The organism is Aliirhizobium wenxiniae (assembly GCF_019511445.1).
Lineage (GTDB): Bacteria > Pseudomonadota > Alphaproteobacteria > Rhizobiales > Rhizobiaceae > Neorhizobium > Neorhizobium wenxiniae_A.
Map to the genome: position 1 here is coordinate 33,624 of NZ_JAEUAN010000011.1, position 19,363 is coordinate 52,986.

Genomic DNA, 19,363 nt, shown 5'->3' on the forward strand with positions numbered 1-19,363 from the left:
AAACTCTTGACTGTGATTCGTGGAAATGCGATTCTGCAGGTGCTTAATCAGAGAGAAGCTTCCACGACGGAAACGTTTTGGGGGCTTTTTTCTTTTGGTCGGTCCTAATCCTTCATGATCCGGCGATATTCGGCATAAAGATCGTCCAGGCTGTCGGCGATAAACTCACCGAAACCCACGGCATCCCTGGCCTTCAACGCCAATGTGTAGTTCTTCCCGTCGTTGCGGATTTCGGCCGAAACCGCCCTTGCAACGCTTTTATCCTTCGGAACCCATTTCGACTTCTGCGGCGGCCGTGCGTAACCCGAAGCTTTCTTGCGGGTCAGGGCATCGAAGACGAAGGCAAAACGGGCATCTCCGTTCAAACCGTCAAGATCGGTCGCGGCCAGGACTTCGCGCAGTTTCGCAAGATTGGCGGGCCGTTCGAGAAGCAGCTTGAGTTCATACCAGCGATCACGACCCGGCAGCTTGGCGCCGCCGATCGCGTCGAGAATGTCGCGGGGCATGTTGGCGACCGACATCATCTTGGAGAGCGTCGCCTTATCCGCAGATAAGGCGGTCATCACAATCGTGCTGTCATTGTCGTAGTGTAGCTCTGAAAGCCGACGGGCAAAGGTCGCCTTTTCGATGAAGGAGAGATCGGCACGAGCGGAATTTTCCTGCCCTTGGGCAATCACATGTTCGCGGTCGGAGATCGGCTTGACCACCGCGCGGACATTGCGGCCAAGCGCGGTTGCGGCCTTCAGCCTGCGGTGGCCGAAGACCACCATATAGCGGCCGTCATGATGCGGGTGAGGGCGCACGAGGATCGGGCTCGTCTGGCCGTTCTCACGGATGGCGGCGACCAGATCTTCAAACGCCTGCGGATCCTCTTCCAGGCGGTCGCGGATGAAGGATTCCTCGATCGTCTCGGGCGAAAGCTCGACGACGGTTTCGCCTTCCAGCATTTTGTCGGCACGTTCCGCCAGCTCGTCGATCGTCGACATGATCGTCCGGGATGCGCCCTTGACGGTATAATCGAGCGCCACGCCGTTATCCGGCCGGCCCTCGTTCATCACATTGGCAAACGGGTTCTTGCGCGCCATCACATCCTCCCCCAGGCACGGTGGATCAGCCCCTGGATCTCGAAATTGACGCTGTCCATGCAGTCTATGGCGCGGTCATAGGTTTCGCGGGTGAAATTGGCGCGTTCAACTTCATAAAGCGTCTGCTTGGTCAGGCCGGCATCGGAGATCGCCGTAGACTTCACCATCGGATTTTTCAGAATTTCTTCCGCCAGCATCGACTGCATGAAACCGAGCATCTGCGCCTGCGGTATATCGGTCGGCTCGTATCTGGTAATCAGATACCGCAGCCAGTCCATTTCGACATTAGCGCCGGCGCGTTTGATCGTCTTGATGATATTGCCGAGCATCAGCAGGAACTGGCTCATCGACATCAGGTCGAGCATCTGCGGGTGGACGGTGATCAGCACCGAGGTAGATGCCGTCAAAGCCGTCAGCGTCAGGTAACCGAGCTGCGGCGGGCAATCGACGATCACCACGTCATAGCGGTCCTCGACCTGCTGCAGCGCCTTTCCGAGCCGGGTGAAGAAACGCTTGCCCTCGCTCGAGGTCTGCATGGCAAGCGGGGTGTCGTATTCGTATTCCTGCAATTCCAGATTGGCCGGGATGATGTCCAGGTCCGGGAAATTGGTCTGCTGGATGATATCGGCGATCGGTTTTTTCTCGTCGTCATAACGGATCGCGTCATAGACGGACGGGTTCTTGTCCAGTTCAGGCTGGAAACCGTGAAGTGCCGAAAGCGAGGCCTGTGGGTCGAGGTCGATCGCAAGAACACGATGGCCGGTCAGCGCCAGATGCTGGGCAAGATGGGCCGTCGTCGTCGTCTTGCCGGAACCGCCCTTGAAGTTGACGACGGCAATCACCTGCAGCTTGTCGCCATCCTTGCGATGCGGCACGTATTTCTTGGCATCGGATTTGCCGGTTTTGTCGAGAAAGAAGCGCAACTCGCGCATCTGCTCGCCGGTATAGAAACGGCGGCCGCCGGTGGAGGTTTTTGGGGTCGGTCCCTTGCCTTCGAGATGCAGGCGCTTCAGATTGTTGGGGCTGACGCCGAGATAGTGTGCCACTTCCGCCATGGAGAACAGGCGCAACGTCTTTCTTGCATTCGGAGGAAATTTTTCCATCCGCAATTGGTCGAGGCGACGCGAGATCTCTGCACCCTGGAGCAGGATCTTCTCGTCGAACTCAAAGGACGGCAATTTCGAATGCGCGTTCATGCAGGGACCGTTCTGGCGACAAAACTCAAGTTTCTCGGAAACTGCCGCCAGTATCTGCCTTTCTCGAAGGCTTACAAGAAATTTCTAGTAAATCGCTGCTTAATCCAACGGAATCGGATTCATCGAATTTAGAGTTATCTATCTGATAAAATTATACTTTCCAGATTTTGCAACGGCATCCGATGCAAAAGCCCTTAGCCGGCAAAGGCCTCGGCGGCAGTCCGAGGCACCTGTTTTGTCTCCGCAAAGTGAGAATCAGTCTCAACAGAATCGGAGTGAGTCGCGCCAGTTGACCGCAGCCGGATAAGCGATGGGCAGGGCGGAAAATCGGATCAAAAAGTGTCCGGCTAATGTTCCTTCCGGCATCGCATTCCAGCGCGATCAGAAAACTCGGCGCTCAAATGCCGCAGGTGAAAATGAGAAAATTTTCCTTGCGCAAGAGATTGGGGAGTTGCCAAGTCGCGATCCTTCTTTTAGAATAATTCTAAGATTTATGAGTATGGGTCTCAGGTTTTTAGCCCAGCATTTGAAGAAGGAGAGCTACCATGTCTAAAGAAAATTCCTGCAAGGCCTGCTCGTATTATGAAGATCACGTCGTAAACGCAGGTTCCGCTCCGGCAGATGCCGGTCTCTGTCGCGTCAACCCGCCGGTTACGCAGCCGGCGGCCGATGCCCGCGGCTTCTGGCCGGTTGTTTCCGCCAACGACTGGTGCGGCCAGTTCGACGGCGACGCCAAGGCTGCTTGATAGCGCCGAGAACAGACAATCAGAAAGGGCGGCTCTTGGGGCCGCCCTTTTCTTTTGTCCAAACGGGATTTCTCTCAGTCTGTCGCTGAGCCCAAACGCCGGCAACAGGAGATGTGCCGATCGTCCATGAATGTGTTTGTGGAGCGTGTTGACTCATAATTAGGTGCCATACTATATGTCGCCTTATGGAAAATCTTGAACACAAACACCTTGCCGTTCTCGATGAAGCCACGCGGCGCGGCGAGCAGGACACCGGCAATATGCGGCTCTGTTTCGAGGTGCTGGCCTTGGCGGCAGCAATCGACCGTTCCTGCGCGGCGCGCCTTGCGCCCTACCGCCTCTCGGAGGGAAAGTTTGTCTTGCTGTCTCTGCTGCGCGATCTGCCGGATGGGCTGGCGCCCTATGAATTGGCAGAGCGGGCCGGCGTGACGCGTGCCACCGTAACCGGACTGCTCGACGGGCTGGAACGCGACGGGTTTCTCTTGCGGCATGGAGACAAGGACGATCGGCGCAAGATTTCCGTCCGCCTGACATCCATGGGGAAGGCGATGGCGGAAGATCTGTTTGTCGAACACAGCCAATGGATCGGTTCCCTTTTTGCGGGTTTTGAGCCACGGGAGCGCGAGGTTTTTAGCGGATTTTTGCTGCGTGCATGGCGCAATGTGGAAATGCCGTTGGACGCCGGTCAAGCAACCGGTGCAGGCACGTCGCCGTGAGCGCCGGCCAACCGGCAAGACGTGTCAGGGATGTCTCCCCTGAACGCGTTGCGCTTTTGAATGGCGGGACTGCCGAAGCCGCGACGCTGACGGAATGCCTGGCCGTCGATTTTGCCGCCCTCATGCGGACTTCCCTGACCGACATAGGCCGGGATGCCATTGTTGAGATGGAGCAGATGGCGGGGGAGGGGATTTCCCGGCGCATGGTGCGGGCTTCACGACTGATCCATGCGCATCTAGGCATCACTGTGATGGAAGAGCTGAGCCGCCATGCCTCCGATACGGTGCGTGGCTGGGCGTGTTTCATGGTCGGGATAATCGAAGGCCGCACACTTCGCGAGCGTCTTTCCCTGATCCGGCCGCTGGCCGATGATCATCATTTCGGCGTGAGGGAATGGGCCTGGATGGCGGTGCGGCCTCATATTGCCGATGAACTGAATGATGCCATCGCACAGCTTGCCGGATGGACGGGTGAGGGGTCCGAGCGGTTGCGTCGGTTTGCCAGTGAAGCGACCCGACCACGGGGTGTCTGGTGCTCTCATATCCGCGCTTTGCGCCAAAGACCGGAGCTGGCCTTGCCGATCCTTGAGCCTCTGCGTGCCGACCCGTCAACCTATGTGCAGGATTCCGTTGGCAACTGGCTGAACGACGCCGGAAAAGACCGGGAAGACTGGGTGCGAGACCTCACCAGCCGCTGGTTGGAGGAATGCGGCGGTCCCGCAACATCGAGAATCTGTAAACGCGGCTTGCGATCGATCGACGGCCAAACCTGAAAATCCGAAGGTGTCTTTCATGGCCTATTATCTGGTAGAACTCTACAGCCCCAAACCCGCATGGCTGGCACTCGATCGGGCCAGCCGCGCCGGTTTTTTCGAAGCGGTAGGCGCCGGCATGTCGAATTTCACGGCGCTCGGTATCGAGGCGGTTGCCCTGGGTGAAACAGAGGCTTGCGCGGTTCACGCGGCCCCGCAGCAGTTCTTTGCAATCTGGCGTGCGCCCGATGCGAAGGCGTTGGATGTGCTGATCTCGGGTATCGCCGGCTCGGGCTGGCATGACTATTTCGGTGAACGCGGTTGGCAGCGGCATCGATCTGCATGGCCACCTCGCAAAGCTTGCAGCTATCTAGTGCTTGGTGATGTGCTGCAGGAAGGCTTGGCTATCTTCTGTTAATGGCAACCGGGAATAGGCTTTTTATCCTCGTTGGCTTTGCCTCAAGGCTCGGCTAGAACATTTCCATGAGCGACAATGTCATCAAGTTCCAGCGACCGAAACAGCCAAAGCCGCCGCGCCAGACGCCGCCGTGGCTGAAGCGCGTTCTCACCATTCTTGCCGTGATCGCCGCTTTCGCGGCGATCTACATCTATTTCAGCCTGACCGGAACATCGCCGCAAGGCGCTCCGGGGTAGAGCACTTCCGCCTTTCTTCGAAAGGCGAAACAGCTCTATCTCTTTGTTTTAACGCAATTCCGGACGCAAAACCGGTTCCCACTTTTGCTGGAATTTCTCTCAGGACGCTTACTTGACGAAAAGCTGCCGTGGGAAATTGGTCAGCTTCTCATAGCCGGTTTCGGTGATCGTGATGGTTTCCGACATGCCGAAGCCGCGGGCGAGCACGTAAGTGTGGAAAGTCTGGCCGGGTTCGAAGACCCAGGTGCTGTTTTCAGCCGATTCCAGCGGCTCGCCGCCATTCGGCTGCAGGAGCAGGCCGACCGAATAGAAGGTCTTGTTCGTGTAGGTTTCGCGTAAGGCCGCCGAGAGCACGCCGTCGCGATAGATCGCATCGGGCACGCGCACCGAAACGCCGGGCTTCACTTCACGGATTGCGGCATCCTGAATGGCGATCAGCTTTTCAACGACCTTGTAATCGTCGTCCTGAACCGGTCCGACCCGGATCGGGCGCATGAAACGGGCGTGGTAATGCTTGACGTTCGGCGTCGTCTCGATCTGGACGATATCGCCTTTCTCCAGCACCCGGTCGGAATAACCGCCATGCAGATGGAAGGCGCGTTCGCCCGACGACATGACGCCAGGACCCGGAAGGTCGGAACCGGCGCGGATCATCGCGGCGCAGACTTCGGCTGCCATTTCGCGCTCGCTGACGCCGACCGCGGCGCTGTCGATTGCTGCCTGCATGCCCGCTTCGGCGGCCTTTGCTGCGCGGCGCTGATAGGCGATTTCGGCGGGTGACTTGATGAGGCGCATCCGCGGCGTCATGGCGCTTTCGTCCTGCCAGACGATGCCCGGCAGGGCAGATTTCAGATATTCGTAACGACCGGCCGAGAGCGGCCACGCGGAAAGCTCGATGCCGAGTTTTGCGCTTTTGCCGATACGGCTTTCAATCGCGGATGCGGCAACTGCCATGCGGTCATCGCTATCGGTCCACATCACCCGGTCGGGGAAGACGCAGGTGCTGTCGAGATAATATTCCTCGACGTCACGGCAGAACAGGGTCGGCTCGCCCTCTGCCGGGATGATGGCGAACTGCAGCGTGCCATAGGCACGGGTGAAATAACCGGTAAGCCAGGTGACTGTTTCGGGCAGGAAGGCGACGAGGCCATCGAGCTGTTTCTTCTTCAGCTCGGCCTGGACGCGGGAGAGGCGGGACAGGAATTCGGCGCGTTCGAACCAGTAGGCAGGCGTAACCATTATTCTTCCTCGATCGGGATATCTTTGAAAATCAGGCGTTCTGGACCAGTTCCGCAAAGCGGGTCAGCATGGTCTTGGCCTCGGCGGCTTCGTGGGCCTGCGCCTTGAGGTCATCGATATTGGCGCCATCGAGCGTCATCCGTTCGCGGTTTTCTTCGAACCAGATGACGGCCTGCGCCTTGGTGACTTCCGGATGGCCCTGGATGCCCCAGATATCCGTGTCCTTATAGCGCCAGATATGGTTGGGGCAGTCGTCGGAATAGGCAAGGATCGTCATATCCGGATGGGCGGCCTTCACCTCGTCATTGTGCCAGACGAACATATAGGCGCTGTCGACTAGATCTCGGCAGAGCTTGTCGGTGCGGGCAGCCTCGGTGAGCGGCAGGTCCTTGTAGGCGATTTCGCAGGAGGTGCGGCGAAAAACCTGGTCGCGGCCGCAGAGCGCGGAAGCGAGGATCTGGCTGCCGAAGCAGATGCCGAGCATGGGGATTTCAAGCTCTTCCGCCTCGCGGATCAGGTCGTGTTCGCGCAGGATGAAGGGCACGTCCTCATAGGCGCCATGCGGGCTGCCGGAGAGAAAAATGCCGTCATAACCCTTCAGCGTCTCGGGGAACTGGCCGTCATAAGCCCAGTAGCGATCGACCTTCAGGCCCCAGGCTTCGAAGCGGTCGTCGAGCTTTGCGATGGACTGAAACTTGCGGCCATTGCCGAGATAAAGAAGGCGCTTGCCCATGTCATTCCCCGTTTTCAAAATCAGCACACCAGTGGTATACCAACGGTGTGCACGGCGCAATCGGGAAATCGTGGCAATCACCCGGTGCCGTGTTATGCATCCGACCGGAAAGCTGAAAACGGCCGTACACCTTGGAAGGGGAAGGCATGCGCATCGATCTCAATTCCGATCTCGGCGAGGGGTTTGGCCCATGGACGATGGGCGACGATGCGGCGATGCTCGATATCGTCAGCACCGCCAACATTGCCTGCGGCTTTCATGCCGGTGACCCGGACATCATGCGAAAGACGGTGCGACTGGCGAAGGAGCGCGGCGTCGCGATCGGTGCGCATCCCGGCTATATGGACCTGATCGGTTTCGGCCGGCGGCGTCTACTGGGATTGAATATTTCGGAAGTGGAAACGCTGGTCGCCTATCAGGTCGGCGCGCTGGCGGCGGTTGCAGCCCTTGAAGGCCATCCGATGACGCATGTGAAGACGCATGGGGCGCTCGGCAATGTCTGTGCCGATGACGACGAGATGGCGCTTGCCGTCGGCCGGGCGATCAGGGCCGTCGATCCGAAGCTTGCCTTCATGGTGATGCCGGGAACGGCGACGGCTCGGGCGGCGGAAACGCTCGGCCTGACGCCGATCAACGAGATCTATGCCGACCGGACCTATGCGGACAATTTCAATCTCTCACCGCGCTCGGAACCGGGCTCGGTGATCCATGATCCGGAACTGCTGGTGAAGCGGGTGATCGACATGGTTTCGGCGGGCTGCCTAACTTCGACTTCGGGCAAGCGGCTGGAGGTGCCGATCGGGTCGGTTTGCGTGCATGGGGACACGCCGGGGGCGGTGGTGATGGCACGGCAGTTGCGTGAGGCGCTGGAGAGGGCCGGGTGGGTGATTGGGTCTTCGGTGTAGTGGTTTGGTTGATAGAAACCGGAAGCGCGAAGAGCGGACTTAAGGCTGCTGATAAGGGCCGAAACCTCTCCGTCGTCATCCTCGGGCTTGTCCCGAGGATCTGCTGCCGTTCCGGCCATCTGCAACGTCACAGTCTCGGCACCGTGGTTAGATCCTCGGGACAAGCCCGAGGATGACGGCGTCATTTGGGAGGACAACCCTCGTTTCTCTTGAGGCCAGCAATCACGGCGGCGAGGCGATCTTCTGCATGGATGGCCTGTTCCTCAGCAAAATCCGCTGAAATCGCCCGGAACAGAAACTGCTGGCCGGTCGGTAATTGGGCCAGGCGGGCGAGATCGAAGGAGGCGATGGTGGCGATTTTCGGGTAACCGCCGGTCGTCTGGCCGTCGGCGGTGAGCACGATCGGCTTGCCCGATCCCGGTATCTGTATGGAGCCGACGACGGTGGCATCCGAGACGATGTCATGGCCCTTGAATGCCTGAAGCGCGGGGCCATCGAGAACCATGGCCATGCGGTCGCGCGACGCGGTGGCGCGATAGGGCTGGCGCAGGAACATCTTCCACGCATTCTCATCGAAATAATCGTCCTGCGGGCCGGGGATTACGGCGATCGGGCCGTGGCGGCGCAGGTAAGGCGTGCCGAGGGTGCGAGGGGCAAGTTTTTCGCCATCGCCGAGCGGTAGGGTATCGCCGGGGCCAAGCGCCTTGCCGTGAAGGCCACCGACTGCGGTTCGCAAATGGGTGGAGCGGCTACCGAGCATCTTTGGGATGGCGATGCCGCCGGAGATGGCAATGTAACCCCAGACGGCACCGCGCAAGGTGCCGACGGTCAGCGTTTCGCCGGCCTTCAAAAGATGGCTTTCCCAGGTGGAAACCGGTCTGCCGGCAATCTCGACCTGACAACTGCCGCCGGTGACGGCGATGAGGGTGTCGCGATCTGCGGTGAACGTGCTGCCGGTCAGCGCGAACTCGATGGCGGCGGCATGTGCGTCGTTGCCGACCAGCGCATTGGCGATCGCATGGGCGTCGCGATCCATGGCGCCGGAGGTGGAGACCCCGCGGGCGCGAAAACCGTAACGGCCGTCATCCTGAACGGACATCAGCGGGCCGGCGCGCAGGATGGTGAGGAGAGCGGTCATCGGGCGATCTCCTTCAATTCGGCGGTGCCGGCTGCGACCTGTGCGTCCAGGTCTCGCGCTTCCTCGGTGTCGATACTGCGGAAGGTGATGCGGTCGCCAGCCTTCAGCAGGAAAGCCTCGGCGCGGGCGGGGTCGAAAAGCTTGAATGGCGTTCGGCCGAGAAAGCGCCAGCCGCTCGGGCCGGGGACGGAATTGATGCTCGACTGCCGGCCGCCGATGCCGATCGCGCCGGCCTCGATCCGCTGACGCGGCACGGCAAGTCGCGGCGTGTGCAGAATGTCCGGAAGACCGCCGAGATAGGCGAAACCGGGGGCGAAGCCGATCATGTAGACGCGGTATTCGGCGGAGGCGTGAAGCGCGATGACATCGGCTGTGCTCATGTTCTTCAGTGCTGCGAGTTCGTCGAGATCCGCCTGATGTTCACCGCCGTAGAGGACCGGGAATTCCAGCAGTCGGCCGGTTTCCGATGCCGCCGTGTCATGCATTGCCCGCTGCATCAGCGCTTCGCCGAGAGCCGCACCGCGCAGGATTTTCGGATCGTAGATCACGGTCAGTGAGCGATAGGTGGGGATGGTTTCGAGGATGCCTTCTACCGGATTGGCGGCAAGCGATGCATCGAGCGACAGGACCTTGAGGTTTGCCGCCTCGCTGACCGTATCCGAAAACTCTATTGCGATGCCGCGATCGCCGCAGCGGAGGATGCGCGGATAGGCGTTCTCGCCTGTGAGTGCGGGGCCGGGCCGGGGCCTGAACTGCATGTCTTGTCTATCCTGTCGCGGTCAGGTGCCGGTGGCCGGGATCCGTTTAAGAGCGTCAAGTTCGCCCAGAACCTTGCTGGCTACCTGAAAGCCGGTCTTTTCCAGAGCCTCGTCGGTCGAGCCGCCGATATGCGGTGTCAGCACCAGATTGGGGCAATCGAGAAGCGGATTGTCGGTGGTAATCGGCTCGACCACAAGCACATCGAGACCGGCACCGGCGATGGTGCCGTCCTTCAGCGCCGCGGCAAGCGCGCCCTCGTCTATCAGCGCGCCGCGGGCGGTGTTGATCAGGATGCCGGACTTACCAATCAGCGCCAAGCGGCGGGCATCGATCAGCGGCTTTTCCTCAGGGATGCCGTGCAGCGAGACGACATCGGCCCATTCGCAGAGGCTGTCGAGATCGGGCAGAAGCGTGATGCCGTCGCGCTGCAATTCTTTGGCCGGCGTGTAGCGCGATACGGTTGCGACTTCCATGCCGAAGGCCTGGCCCAGCTTGGCGACCAGCTTTGCAATATGGCCGTAACCGAACAGGCCGAGGCGGCGGCCAGAGAGTTCGAACGTGCGGTGATGCTGGCGGAACAGCGTGTCGCCGGTGCGCGAGGCATTGTCGGCGGCAATCAGCGAACGAGAGCAGGCAAGCGCCAGGCCGATCACCAGTTCGGCGACCGACTGGGCATTGGCGCCGGGCGTGTTGTGCAGCGGGATGCCGCGGGCGGCAAGCGACGGCTTGTGCACCTTGTCGGTGCCGGTGCCGTGAACGCCGACGACCTTCAGATTGGGTGCGGCTTCGATTTCGCGGGCCGAAAGGCCGTGATTGCGGGTGATGACCGCCGTTGCGACGGCAAGATAGGGCTCGAGATCTGCAAAGGCGGTGGAGGCCGCGATGTGGACGGTGAGCCCTTTTTCTTCCAGCATGCGGATGGCGCTTTTGGCGATCGGCTGGACGATGAGGCAGTCGCAACGGATATCGGACATGATCAGGCTTTCAATGGCGGGTCGAGGCAGAGCGCGGAAACGAGCCGTGCCGCCTGCGTGAAATCGGCAATCTCCATCTGCTCGTCCGGATTATGGCTGCCATTGGCATTGCGGATGAAGACCATGCCGGTCGGCACGCCGGCATCGGCAAACACCGCCGCATCATGGCCCGCACCGCAGGCCATGATCTCGGCCTCGATACCATGCTCCTTTGCCAGTCCGGCGAGCGAGGCGACAATAGCGTCGTCCATCTTCGCCGCTTTGCTGTCGGTCAAACGGCCAAGCTCGAATTTGACCCGGTGCTCCGCCTCGATGCGGGCAACGGCGTCAGTGACGACGGCCTGCATTTTTGAAAGTGTTTCCGGCTCCTGGCTGCGGACATCGAGTGCGAAGGAGAGCTTGCCGGCGATCTTGCTGAAGGCCGCTTCCGAAGCATCGGTTGAAAACTGGCCGAAGGTGACGACGAGATCCGCACCTTCCGCCTGCAGCCTGTCCCAGGCCTTGTCGAGCTCGACGACAAGCGCGGAGGCGGCGCGAACGGCATCGCTGCGATATTCGCGCGGGGTTGCACCCGAATGGGCATAGACCCCGATGCATTTTGCTTCGCGATAGCGGAAGGAGCCGCGAATGCCAGTGACGATGCCGATCGGCAGTTTTTTCTCGATCAGCACCGGCCCCTGCTCGATATGCGGCTCGATGAACATCGCGATGTTTTTTGGGTCGAGATAAGACTGGCCCGAGCGCAGGAATTCCGTGTCGCCGCCGGCAGCATCGATGGCGGCGCCGAGCGAGATCTGGTCGGAGGAGCGCTTGACCTGATCGAGTTCGCGGCCTGTCAGCCGGCCAAGCGCGGCGCGGCTGCCGATATAGGAGGCACCGAACCAGGTGCTTTCCTCGGCGCGGATCGCCATGACGGTGATGTCGCGCGGCGGGCGGATGCCGGCGCGGACATAACCGGAAATCACCGACAGGCCGAGCAGCACTCCGGCCGCGCCGTCGAAATTGCCGCCCATCGGCACGGAATCGAGATGCGAGCCGATGAAGATGCCCGGGCCTTCCTCGCGGCCTTTCATCACCATGTAGAGATTGCAGCCGGGATCGGTCGTGACTTCAAGGCCGAGCTTGCGCGCCTCGCGGCGCACCATGTCATGGGCGATCTGTTCGCCCAGACCATAGGAGGTGCGGGTGATGCCGCGATTGGTGCCGGTGCGGCGTCGAAGCTCGTCGAACAACCGCTCTGCGAGCTGGATGTCGACCGGAGCGGCGTTGCTGAGCGCTGAGGTTTCAACCTCGGCCTTTTCTGCCAGAACTGTCATGCGCGGGTCAGTCTTCCGATAATGCTGTCTTTTACATGGGAAAGGTGGTCGCGCATCAGTTGTGCGGCATCGTCTCCACGGCTTTCGCGCAGGGCTGAAACAATGGCGAGGTGTTCGCGGCAGGTGGCGTCGAACCGTTCTGGCATGCTTCGAAGGTCGAAGATCTGGGTCTGGCGACGCAGTGTGCGGATGATATGGGCCAGTTGCGGATTGCCGGCCGCATCGCCGATGCCGCCATGCAGGCGGTCGTCGACATCGCGCACGGAGCCGCGATCGGGCTTGCCTTCGCCGCCTTCCGGGTGACCGAGCAGCGTTTTGAGATCCGCCTCCAGTTCATCGAGTGCCGCCGCCGGCATGTGACCTGCAGCAAGACGCGCGGCTTCCGGTTCGAGCAGCAGGCGCACCTGCAGCGCGTCCATATAATCCTCAATGCGCATTTGCTTCACCTGCAGGCCGCGGCTTCCCTGGCGGATCAACAGGCCTTCGCCTTCGAGCATCAGCAGCGCATCGCGGATCGGGGTGCGCGACATGTTGAGAGTTTCGGCCAGCCGACGTTCGGTCACCATCGCGCCGGGCTGGGCGGCACCGGAAAGGATCAGGTTCAATATCTGCTCGTAGGCCTGCAGCGCCAGCCGCTTATCGGTTTCAATCAGCATAAATATCCCGTCCCTCCCTTTAAGGAGATGGCTTCAAATGACTGTCTGGTGCCACACGTTATGGCGGTTGTCACCAGTTGTTGCGCCCAAAGGCTGTCTATCCTCAGCGATCCCATTTTTCATGCGGTTTTGGTGCGGCGCAATTTTTGTATTCCGCTGGTTGACGAGTGGTATACCAAACCGTATCGTGAAGCAACATCGAGCTTTGACGATCTTGTCGAAAGGACGAACCTGTGAGTGCCATGCCGCAACCGAACCTCCCCTTTTCGAAGGCGGAGCATCTGCAGCGACAGGACCGGCTGAGGGCCGAGCTTGCAGCGCGCGGCGTCGATGCCATGCTCGTGTTCGCACAGGAAAGCATGTACTGGCTTACCGGCTACGATACCGGTGGCTTCGTCTATTATCAGTGCCTCGTCGTGCCGACAGATGGCCGCCAGCCGGTGCTTCTGACCCGCCGCCCGGATCTGGTGCAGGCGCGTCAGACGAGCATTATCGAGGATATCCGCATCTGGTGGGATGCCGAGGATGCAAACCCGGCCGCCGACCTGAAGGTGATCCTTGAAGAGCTTGACCTTGGCGGAAAAAAGATCGCCATCGAACTCAATACCCACGGCCTGACGGGATGGAACCTCTATCGCACGCAGCAGACGATCGGGAACTGGTGCGAGCTGGAGGACGACCGCCACCTGATCCGCTGGCTGCGCGTCTGCAAGTCGCCGGCGGAAATCGAATATACCCGCAAGGCGGCCCGTATTCTCGATACGTCGCTGAATGCCGTGATCGCCGCTGCGCGTCCGGGCATTCTCGACAGCGATCTCAAGGCAACCTATCTCACTTCGATCCTGGGTCAGGGTGCGGACATGCCGCCGAATGCGCCGCTGTTCAATTCCGGTCCGCGCGCGGTCTATGGTCGTGGCGTTTCCGATCCGCGCCGCCTGGAAGAACAGGACCAGATCCTCGTCGAATATCCGGTCGCCTATCGTCGTTATAACGTGAAAACCGAATGGACGATCCTGTTCGGAAAAGTCTCCGATGCGCATCGCAAGATGTACGATGTCGGCATGGAGACGCTGAGGAAAATGACCGAGATCGCCCGCCCGGGCACGACGCTCGGCGAGATCTTCGACGTTTATGCCGATGGTCTCGACAAGGGCGGCTACAAGCGCGCCCGTTATGGCGCGACCGGCTATTCGGTGGGTTGCACCTTTGCGCCGACCAGCATGGACGTGCCGCCGATGATCTATTCCGGCAATCCGACCGTCTGCCAGCCGGGCATGACGCTGTTCTACCACGTGATGAACGGCGATGCCGACACCGGGCTTGCGATGGGCGTGGGCCACACGCTTCTCGTCACCGAAGGTGCGCCGGAAGTGCTGACAGGATTGCCCGACGAGCTGACCGTGATCAGCTGACGGGACAAAGGAATAAAGCCGGGAAAACCATAAAAACAATGCCGCCCGGCTTCAGTCAAAAACCGACTTCAGAGGGAAAACGATGACGACATTCATGATTACCCGCCGCGGCATGGTGATGGGCCTTGCAGCAACCGCGCTTCTGCCGGCTCTCGACATGACCGATGCGCTGGCAGCCGGCACGCCCAAGGAAGGCGGCACGCTGAAGATCAGCCATTCGACGCGTATCGCAACGCTGAACGTGCTGAATTGCTCGGGCCCGGCCGAATATCCGGTGGTCGACATGCTCTATTCGGGCCTGACCCGCATGGGGCCCGACAACAAGCCGATGGCCGATCTCGCCGAGCGCTGGGAAGGCAGCGAAGACGCCAAGACCTTCACCTTCCATCTGCGCCAGGGCATCGTCTTCCACGACGGCACGCCCTGCACGGCAGACGATGTGGTTGCCACCTTCCAGGCGATCCTCAACCCCGACATTCCGGCTGCTGCCCGTTCCGTCCTCAACATGATCGACAAGATCGAGGCCGTCGATCCGGTAACCGTCAAGTTCACGCTGAAGACGCCGTTTGCCGATCTGCCGATCTCGACGGCACATGCCAATGCCCGCATCATCTCCAAGGCCGCTCTTTCCGGTCCGCGCGAGAAACTCGACACGACAGCGAACGGCACCGGGCCATTCAAGCTCGAGACCTATGACAGCGCCCGCATGGTGCGCCTCGTCAAGAACGAGAACTATTTCATCAAGGGCAAGCCGCATCTCGATGCCGTCGAGATGATGCTGTTCCCCGATCTTGCCGCCGAAAGCGCCAATTTCCTCTCCGGTGCCGTCGATGTCATGCTGGTCGTCCAGCAGGCGGATTTCCAGCGTATTGCCGATGCAACCGGCATTACCGCGCAGCGCATTCCGTCGGGCCGTTTCGTCAACATTACCATGCGTCAGGACCAGAAGCCTTTCGACGACGTGCGGGTCCGCAAGGCGCTTGCCATGTCGGTCGATCGCCAGATGATGGTCGATGTCGTGCTCGAAGGCCTCGGCCGCCCGGCCTATGACAACCTCGTCTCGCCGGAATTCCCCTATGCGATCGAGACGCCCGAGATCCCTTATGATCCGGCTGCTGCAAAGAAGCTGCTGGCCGAAGCAGGTTATCCGGACGGGATCAAGATAAAGCTGGTCGCCTCCAACCGCCCGGCGATCCGCGCGCAAGTGGCAATCGCGCTGAAGCAGATGGCGCTGCCGGCCGGATTCGACATCGAAGTCGAGACCATGCCGCATGACACCTATCTCGCCAATGTGTGGATGAAGGGTCAGTTCTACATGGGTTATTGGGGCATGCAGGCAACCGAAGACGCAACCTTCAACCTGCTTTTGACTTCCAACGCATCCTACGAAGACACCGCCTGGAAGAACAAGGATTTCGACAAGCTGATCGCGGATGCCCGCGCTACCGTCGATCCCGCCAAGCGCAAGGAACTCTATGCCAAGGCGCAGCAGCTGCAGCTGGACGAAACGCCCTATATCGTTCCGATTTTCGAGGACATCCTGACCGCCAGCGGCAAGGGTACGGAAGATTGGACGATCGCGCCGCTGTCCCGCTACTACTATGCCGAAAACGTCTGGCTGAATAAGGCCTGATCCGCATGACCAGGGCTTATCTTCTTCGCCGCCTGCTGGCCGTGCTGCTCGTGCTTGCGATCGTAACCTTCGCCGTTTTCGCCATCACGACGATGCTGCCGGGCAATGCTGCAATCATGATCTTAGGGGAATATGCCACCCCGGAGGCTGTCGCCGCACTCGAAAAGCAGCTGCATCTGGATCAGCCCTGGTATGCGCAATACCTCAGCTGGGTCGCCGGTATTCTTCACGGCGACTTCGGCACCTCGTTGCGTCTTTCCCTGCCGGTGACCCAGGTCGTCGGCGAGGCCTTCGTCAACTCCGCCATGCTGGGGGCGACGGCGCTGGTCGCCGTCACGATTACCGCCATCCCGCTCGGGGCGCTTGCCGCCTTGAAGCGCGGTACCGGCATGGATCTGGGCCTCGGCCTGTTCAGCTATCTCGGCACGGCGCTTCCGGAATTCGTCACCGCGACGCTGCTTCTGGTCTTCTTCGCAGCGCCGCAGCACGGGCTTTTCCCCGCCGGTGGCTTCGTTGCGCCTTGGGAGGATCTCGCCGGTTTCGGTGCGCATGTCGTGCTGCCCGCGGCAACGCTTGGCCTCGTTCTGATGGCGCATATTTCAAGGCAGGTGCGGTCCGAAATGTCGGAAGTGCTGTCTTCCGACTATATCCGCGCAGCAAGGCTGAAAGGCCTGACCGAAAAGCGTGTGATCCGCCGCCATGCGCTGCCGAATTCGCTGGCGCCGGCAATTGCCGTCATCTCGCTCGATATCGGCTACCTGCTCGGCGGGATCATCGTGGTGGAGGAAATCTTCGCCTGGCCGGGTCTCGGACGCTTGCTGATCTATGCGCTGGAAAACCGCGACCTGCCCGTCATCCAGGCCGTGACCCTGCTTCTCGCAGCCGTCTATGCCCTGTCCAACCTTCTGTCGGACATCGTCATTGCCCTGCTCGACCCGAGGGTGCGTTATGCGTAATTTCTTCTCATCTCCTACCGCCATCATGGGCACGGCGCTGCTTTCGATCGTGCTGTTCGCCGCGATCTTCGGCCCGATGATCGCGCCTTATGATCCGCAGGCCTTCGATCCGTTGAACCGCCTGCAGGGCCCGTCGATGGCGCATCTGTTCGGCACCGACCAGTTCGGCCGCGATCTTTTGTCTCGCGTTTTGACCGGCGCGCCCTCGACCGTCGCCTTCGGTGTCGGTGCAACGCTGCTCGGCGTCGGCATCGGCTCGATCATCGGTGTCGTTGCCGGCGTTTCCGGCGGCTGGATCGACTCCACCATCATGCGCGTTCTCGACGGGCTTCTGGCCGTGCCGGATCTGCTGTTCACGCTGTTGATCGTCACCATTCTCGGCGGCGGCATGGAACATGCGATGCTGGCGGTCTCGATCGCCTTTGCGCCGGGCATGGCGCGTATCGCCCGCAGCGCGGTTCTCTCGGTTCGTACCCGAGACTATGTGCGGGCGGCGGTCGCGCGTGGGGAATCCGGCGTCTATATCGTCACCTGCGAAGTGCTGCCCAATGCGCTGAGCCCGATCGTTGTCGAGGCGACGATCCGCGTCTCTTTTGCGATTATGATCGGCGCGACGCTCGGCTTCCTCGGCCTCGGCGCACAGCCGCCGAGCACCGAATGGGGGCTGATGGTGGCGGAAGCCCGCCAGTTCATGTTCCGCAATCCCTGGTGCGTGGCGATCCCCGGTCTTTCGATCGCCATTGCTGCACTCGGTTTCAACCTTTTCGGCGACGCCCTGCGTGACGCCCTCGACCCTAAGAGGAGCCACGGATGACACTGCAGACCATGACGCAGGATGTGATTGCCGCTGCCGAAAAGCCGGCGCTTTCGATCATAAACTATTCGCTGTCCTACAAGACCGCCAACGGGCTCATCTCGGCGCTGAAGAACATCGACCTGACGATCCCGAAGGGAAAGACGGTCGGTCTCGTTGGCGAGAGTGGCTCGGGCAAGTCTTCGATGGCCTGGTCGGTGATGCGCTATCTGCCGCCGAATGCGGTTGAAACCGGCGGCGCCATTCGCCTTGCCGGTGAGGAATTGCTGGACCATACGCCGTGGCAGATGGCCGATATTCGCGGCAAGCGGATGTCGATGGTGTTTCAGGACCCTTCGACCTCGCTCAATCCGACCATTCGGCTCGGCGAACAGATCGCCGAAGTCTTGATGCGCCATCGCGGCCTGACCAAGGCGCAGGCTTGGGCAGAAGCGGAAGTGGCGCTGGCCCGCACCGGCATCACCCGGCCGAAGGAAATGCTGCAGCGGTTTCCGCACGAGGCATCGGGCGGCGAAAAGCAGCGTGTGGTGATCGCCACCGCCTTTGCCTGCGAGCCGGAACTGATCATTTTCGATGAGCCGACCACGGCGCTCGATATCCTGACTGCGCGGCAGATCCTCGACCTGTTCAACCAGTTGCGCGACGAGACGAATGTTTCGGCACTTTATATCTCGCACGATCTCGGGCTGGTTTCGCGCGTGGTGGACGAGGTTTCGGTGCTGCACAAGGGTGTCATCGTCGAGCGCGGGCTTGTCGGCGAAGTCTTCGCCAAACCTTCCGCGCCCTATACGAAACAGCTGATCGGTGCGGTGCCGAACCCGGATCGCTTTATTGGCGTCGATGCGCCGGCCGAGCCGAAGACGCTGATAAAGCTTGACGGGATCGGTGTGCACTACGGCGCGCCGTCGAAGATCCAAAAAATGTTCTGGCCGGAAGATGCCGAAAAGGTCGGCTTCTGGGGCGCGAAGGACGTCAATTTCGAGGTTCGCAAGGGCGAGCTGCTCGGCGTCGTCGGCGAAAGCGGATCGGGCAAGTCGACCATCGCCAAGGTTCTTGCCGGCCTGCAGGATTTTCAGGGCAATCTCGAAATCGAGGGCAAGACGGTCACCGGCCGCAAGGCGATCGACCGGGCCTATCGTCGCCGGGTGCAGATCGTCTTCCAGCATCCGGATGCCTCGCTCAACCCGCGCCAGAAGATCGGCACGATCATCGCCCGGCCGCTGAAGCTTTACGGCGTCGTGCCGCGCGAAAAGATCAAGGCGCGGATTGCCGAACTGCTGGAGATGGTGCGGCTGCCGGCCGAATATGCCGATCGTTATCCGCACCAGCTTTCCGGCGGTGAAAAGCAGCGCGTGGCGATTGCCCGCGCCTTTGCGGCGGAACCGGAACTGGTGATCTGCGACGAGGTAACGGCGGCGCTCGACGTGTCGGTGCAGGCGGCGGTGGCCGAACTGCTGGTCAAGCTGCAGAAGGATACGGGCGCTGCCTGCGTGTTCATCACACACGACCTGAACCTGATCCGCCAGCTCGCACATCGCATCGCCGTCATGCATCACGGCAAGCTGGTCGATTTCTTCGACAGGCCGGATGCGCGCTCGGAAGATCGCGATCCCTATACCAAGGCGCTGCTCGATGCGGTGCCGGTTCATACGCCTGTGGAGGCTTTCGAAATCGCATGA

20 protein-coding genes are annotated in these 19,363 nt (G+C 60.7%); 11 read left to right on the top strand and 9 right to left on the bottom strand.

Going from position 1 to position 19,363, the window contains the following annotated elements; all coding sequences use genetic code 11:
- Positions 1–104: 104 nt before the first annotated feature.
- Both repB and repA read right to left on the bottom strand, forming a co-directional pair.
- Positions 105–1,085 carry a plasmid partitioning protein RepB gene (repB, locus tag JNB91_RS14775; protein ID WP_220326281.1) on the bottom strand — a complete coding sequence of 327 codons (981 nt, stop codon included), beginning with the start codon at positions 1,083–1,085 and terminating at the stop codon, positions 105–107.
- Positions 1,085–2,281 carry a plasmid partitioning protein RepA gene (gene repA / locus JNB91_RS14780; RefSeq protein ID WP_220326282.1) on the bottom strand — a complete coding sequence of 399 codons (1,197 nt, stop codon included), beginning with the start codon at positions 2,279–2,281 and terminating at the stop codon, positions 1,085–1,087. The genes repB and repA overlap by 1 nt, the downstream gene beginning before the upstream one ends.
- A gap of 545 nt (positions 2,282–2,826) precedes the next feature.
- Between repA and JNB91_RS14785 the strand changes: the two genes are divergently transcribed.
- From JNB91_RS14785 to JNB91_RS14805, 5 genes are all read left to right on the top strand, one after another.
- Complete coding sequence (locus JNB91_RS14785; RefSeq protein WP_220326283.1) at positions 2,827–3,027, top strand: hypothetical protein; 201 nt, start codon at positions 2,827–2,829, stop codon at positions 3,025–3,027.
- A gap of 185 nt (positions 3,028–3,212) precedes the next feature.
- Positions 3,213–3,743: a MarR family winged helix-turn-helix transcriptional regulator gene (locus tag JNB91_RS14790; protein ID WP_220326284.1), complete on the top strand. Its 531-nt coding sequence runs from the start codon at positions 3,213–3,215 to the stop codon at positions 3,741–3,743.
- Positions 3,740–4,516 carry a DNA alkylation repair protein gene (locus JNB91_RS14795; RefSeq protein WP_346269339.1) on the top strand — a complete coding sequence of 259 codons (777 nt, stop codon included), beginning with the start codon at positions 3,740–3,742 and terminating at the stop codon, positions 4,514–4,516. The genes JNB91_RS14790 and JNB91_RS14795 overlap by 4 nt, the downstream gene beginning before the upstream one ends.
- Positions 4,517–4,535: 19 nt before the next feature.
- Positions 4,536–4,913, top strand: coding sequence for a DUF6616 family protein (locus JNB91_RS14800; RefSeq protein WP_346269340.1), 378 nt, complete (start codon positions 4,536–4,538; stop codon positions 4,911–4,913).
- Between the two features lie 65 nt (positions 4,914–4,978).
- A complete protein-coding gene (locus JNB91_RS14805) occupies positions 4,979–5,149 on the top strand; it encodes a hypothetical protein (RefSeq protein ID WP_220326286.1) in 171 nt (56 codons plus the stop codon).
- Between the two features lie 108 nt (positions 5,150–5,257).
- On the opposite strand, the gene JNB91_RS14810 is transcribed toward JNB91_RS14805, so the two are convergent.
- Positions 5,258–6,388: a M24 family metallopeptidase gene (locus JNB91_RS14810; protein ID WP_220326287.1), complete on the bottom strand. Its 1,131-nt coding sequence runs from the start codon at positions 6,386–6,388 to the stop codon at positions 5,258–5,260.
- Positions 6,389–6,419: 31 nt separating this feature from the next.
- Complete coding sequence (locus JNB91_RS14815; protein WP_220326288.1) at positions 6,420–7,121, bottom strand: type 1 glutamine amidotransferase; 702 nt, start codon at positions 7,119–7,121, stop codon at positions 6,420–6,422.
- Positions 7,122–7,267: 146 nt separating this feature from the next.
- On the opposite strand from JNB91_RS14815, the gene JNB91_RS14820 reads away from it, so the two are divergent.
- On the top strand, positions 7,268–8,026 hold the full coding sequence (locus JNB91_RS14820; protein ID WP_220326289.1) for a LamB/YcsF family protein: 759 nt from the start codon (positions 7,268–7,270) through the stop codon (positions 8,024–8,026).
- A 181-nt stretch (positions 8,027–8,207) separates the two neighbouring features.
- Here JNB91_RS14820 and JNB91_RS14825 read toward each other — a convergent pair whose 3' ends face one another.
- The 5 genes from JNB91_RS14825 to JNB91_RS14845 are packed head-to-tail and all read right to left on the bottom strand — an operon-like array spanning position 8,208 to position 12,869.
- Complete coding sequence (locus tag JNB91_RS14825; RefSeq protein ID WP_220326290.1) at positions 8,208–9,164, bottom strand: 5-oxoprolinase subunit C family protein; 957 nt, start codon at positions 9,162–9,164, stop codon at positions 8,208–8,210.
- Positions 9,161–9,922, bottom strand: coding sequence for a 5-oxoprolinase subunit PxpB (gene pxpB / locus JNB91_RS14830; protein ID WP_220326291.1), 762 nt, complete (start codon positions 9,920–9,922; stop codon positions 9,161–9,163). The genes JNB91_RS14825 and pxpB overlap by 4 nt, the downstream gene beginning before the upstream one ends.
- A 21-nt stretch (positions 9,923–9,943) precedes the next feature.
- Positions 9,944–10,897 carry an NAD(P)-dependent oxidoreductase gene (locus JNB91_RS14835; protein ID WP_220326292.1) on the bottom strand — a complete coding sequence of 318 codons (954 nt, stop codon included), beginning with the start codon at positions 10,895–10,897 and terminating at the stop codon, positions 9,944–9,946.
- 2 nt (positions 10,898–10,899) lie between these two features.
- Positions 10,900–12,213 carry a hydantoinase/carbamoylase family amidase gene (locus tag JNB91_RS14840; RefSeq protein WP_220326293.1) on the bottom strand — a complete coding sequence of 438 codons (1,314 nt, stop codon included), beginning with the start codon at positions 12,211–12,213 and terminating at the stop codon, positions 10,900–10,902.
- Positions 12,210–12,869, bottom strand: a complete 660-nt coding sequence (locus JNB91_RS14845) for a GntR family transcriptional regulator (protein WP_220326294.1) — start codon at positions 12,867–12,869, stop codon at positions 12,210–12,212. Before JNB91_RS14845 ends, JNB91_RS14840 begins: the two co-directional genes overlap by 4 nt.
- Positions 12,870–13,111: 242 nt before the next feature.
- Here JNB91_RS14845 and JNB91_RS14850 point away from each other — a divergent pair, with 242 nt between their 5' ends.
- The 5 genes from JNB91_RS14850 (at position 13,112) to JNB91_RS14870 (ending at position 19,363) form a co-directional block, all read left to right on the top strand.
- A complete protein-coding gene (locus tag JNB91_RS14850) occupies positions 13,112–14,281 on the top strand; it encodes a M24 family metallopeptidase (protein ID WP_220326295.1) in 1,170 nt (389 codons plus the stop codon).
- An 82-nt stretch (positions 14,282–14,363) separates the two neighbouring features.
- Positions 14,364–15,914, top strand: coding sequence for an ABC transporter substrate-binding protein (locus JNB91_RS14855; protein ID WP_220326296.1), 1,551 nt, complete (start codon positions 14,364–14,366; stop codon positions 15,912–15,914).
- A 5-nt stretch (positions 15,915–15,919) separates the two neighbouring features.
- Complete coding sequence (locus JNB91_RS14860) at positions 15,920–16,870, top strand: ABC transporter permease (RefSeq protein WP_220326297.1); 951 nt, start codon at positions 15,920–15,922, stop codon at positions 16,868–16,870.
- A complete protein-coding gene (locus JNB91_RS14865; RefSeq protein WP_220326298.1) occupies positions 16,863–17,684 on the top strand; it encodes an ABC transporter permease in 822 nt (273 codons plus the stop codon). The genes JNB91_RS14860 and JNB91_RS14865 overlap by 8 nt, the downstream gene beginning before the upstream one ends.
- Positions 17,681–19,363 (top strand): dipeptide ABC transporter ATP-binding protein, encoded by a 1,683-nt coding sequence (locus JNB91_RS14870; protein WP_223218178.1) that lies wholly within the window; start codon positions 17,681–17,683, stop codon positions 19,361–19,363. The genes JNB91_RS14865 and JNB91_RS14870 overlap by 4 nt, the downstream gene beginning before the upstream one ends.

Bases quoted from the DNA above. Each gene is read 5' to 3' on its own strand.
- repB (WP_220326281.1), bottom strand. From the start codon at position 1,085: ATGGCGCGCAAGAACCCGTTTGCCAATGTGATGAACGAGGGCCGGCCG.
- repA (WP_220326282.1), bottom strand. From the start codon at position 2,281: ATGAACGCGCATTCGAAATTGCCGTCCTTTGAGTTCGACGAGAAGATC.
- JNB91_RS14785 (WP_220326283.1), top strand. From the start codon at position 2,827: ATGTCTAAAGAAAATTCCTGCAAGGCCTGCTCGTATTATGAAGATCAC.
- JNB91_RS14790 (WP_220326284.1), top strand. From the start codon at position 3,213: ATGGAAAATCTTGAACACAAACACCTTGCCGTTCTCGATGAAGCCACG.
- JNB91_RS14800 (WP_346269340.1), top strand. From the start codon at position 4,536: ATGGCCTATTATCTGGTAGAACTCTACAGCCCCAAACCCGCATGGCTG.
- JNB91_RS14805 (WP_220326286.1), top strand. From the start codon at position 4,979: ATGAGCGACAATGTCATCAAGTTCCAGCGACCGAAACAGCCAAAGCCG.
- JNB91_RS14810 (WP_220326287.1), bottom strand. From the start codon at position 6,388: ATGGTTACGCCTGCCTACTGGTTCGAACGCGCCGAATTCCTGTCCCGC.
- JNB91_RS14815 (WP_220326288.1), bottom strand. From the start codon at position 7,121: ATGGGCAAGCGCCTTCTTTATCTCGGCAATGGCCGCAAGTTTCAGTCC.
- JNB91_RS14820 (WP_220326289.1), top strand. From the start codon at position 7,268: ATGCGCATCGATCTCAATTCCGATCTCGGCGAGGGGTTTGGCCCATGG.
- JNB91_RS14825 (WP_220326290.1), bottom strand. From the start codon at position 9,164: ATGACCGCTCTCCTCACCATCCTGCGCGCCGGCCCGCTGATGTCCGTT.
- pxpB (WP_220326291.1), bottom strand. From the start codon at position 9,922: ATGCAGTTCAGGCCCCGGCCCGGCCCCGCACTCACAGGCGAGAACGCC.
- JNB91_RS14835 (WP_220326292.1), bottom strand. From the start codon at position 10,897: ATGTCCGATATCCGTTGCGACTGCCTCATCGTCCAGCCGATCGCCAAA.
- JNB91_RS14840 (WP_220326293.1), bottom strand. From the start codon at position 12,213: ATGACAGTTCTGGCAGAAAAGGCCGAGGTTGAAACCTCAGCGCTCAGC.
- JNB91_RS14845 (WP_220326294.1), bottom strand. From the start codon at position 12,869: ATGCTGATTGAAACCGATAAGCGGCTGGCGCTGCAGGCCTACGAGCAG.
- JNB91_RS14850 (WP_220326295.1), top strand. From the start codon at position 13,112: ATGCCGCAACCGAACCTCCCCTTTTCGAAGGCGGAGCATCTGCAGCGA.
- JNB91_RS14855 (WP_220326296.1), top strand. From the start codon at position 14,364: ATGACGACATTCATGATTACCCGCCGCGGCATGGTGATGGGCCTTGCA.
- JNB91_RS14860 (WP_220326297.1), top strand. From the start codon at position 15,920: ATGACCAGGGCTTATCTTCTTCGCCGCCTGCTGGCCGTGCTGCTCGTG.
- JNB91_RS14865 (WP_220326298.1), top strand. From the start codon at position 16,863: ATGCGTAATTTCTTCTCATCTCCTACCGCCATCATGGGCACGGCGCTG.
- JNB91_RS14870 (WP_223218178.1), top strand. From the start codon at position 17,681: ATGACACTGCAGACCATGACGCAGGATGTGATTGCCGCTGCCGAAAAG.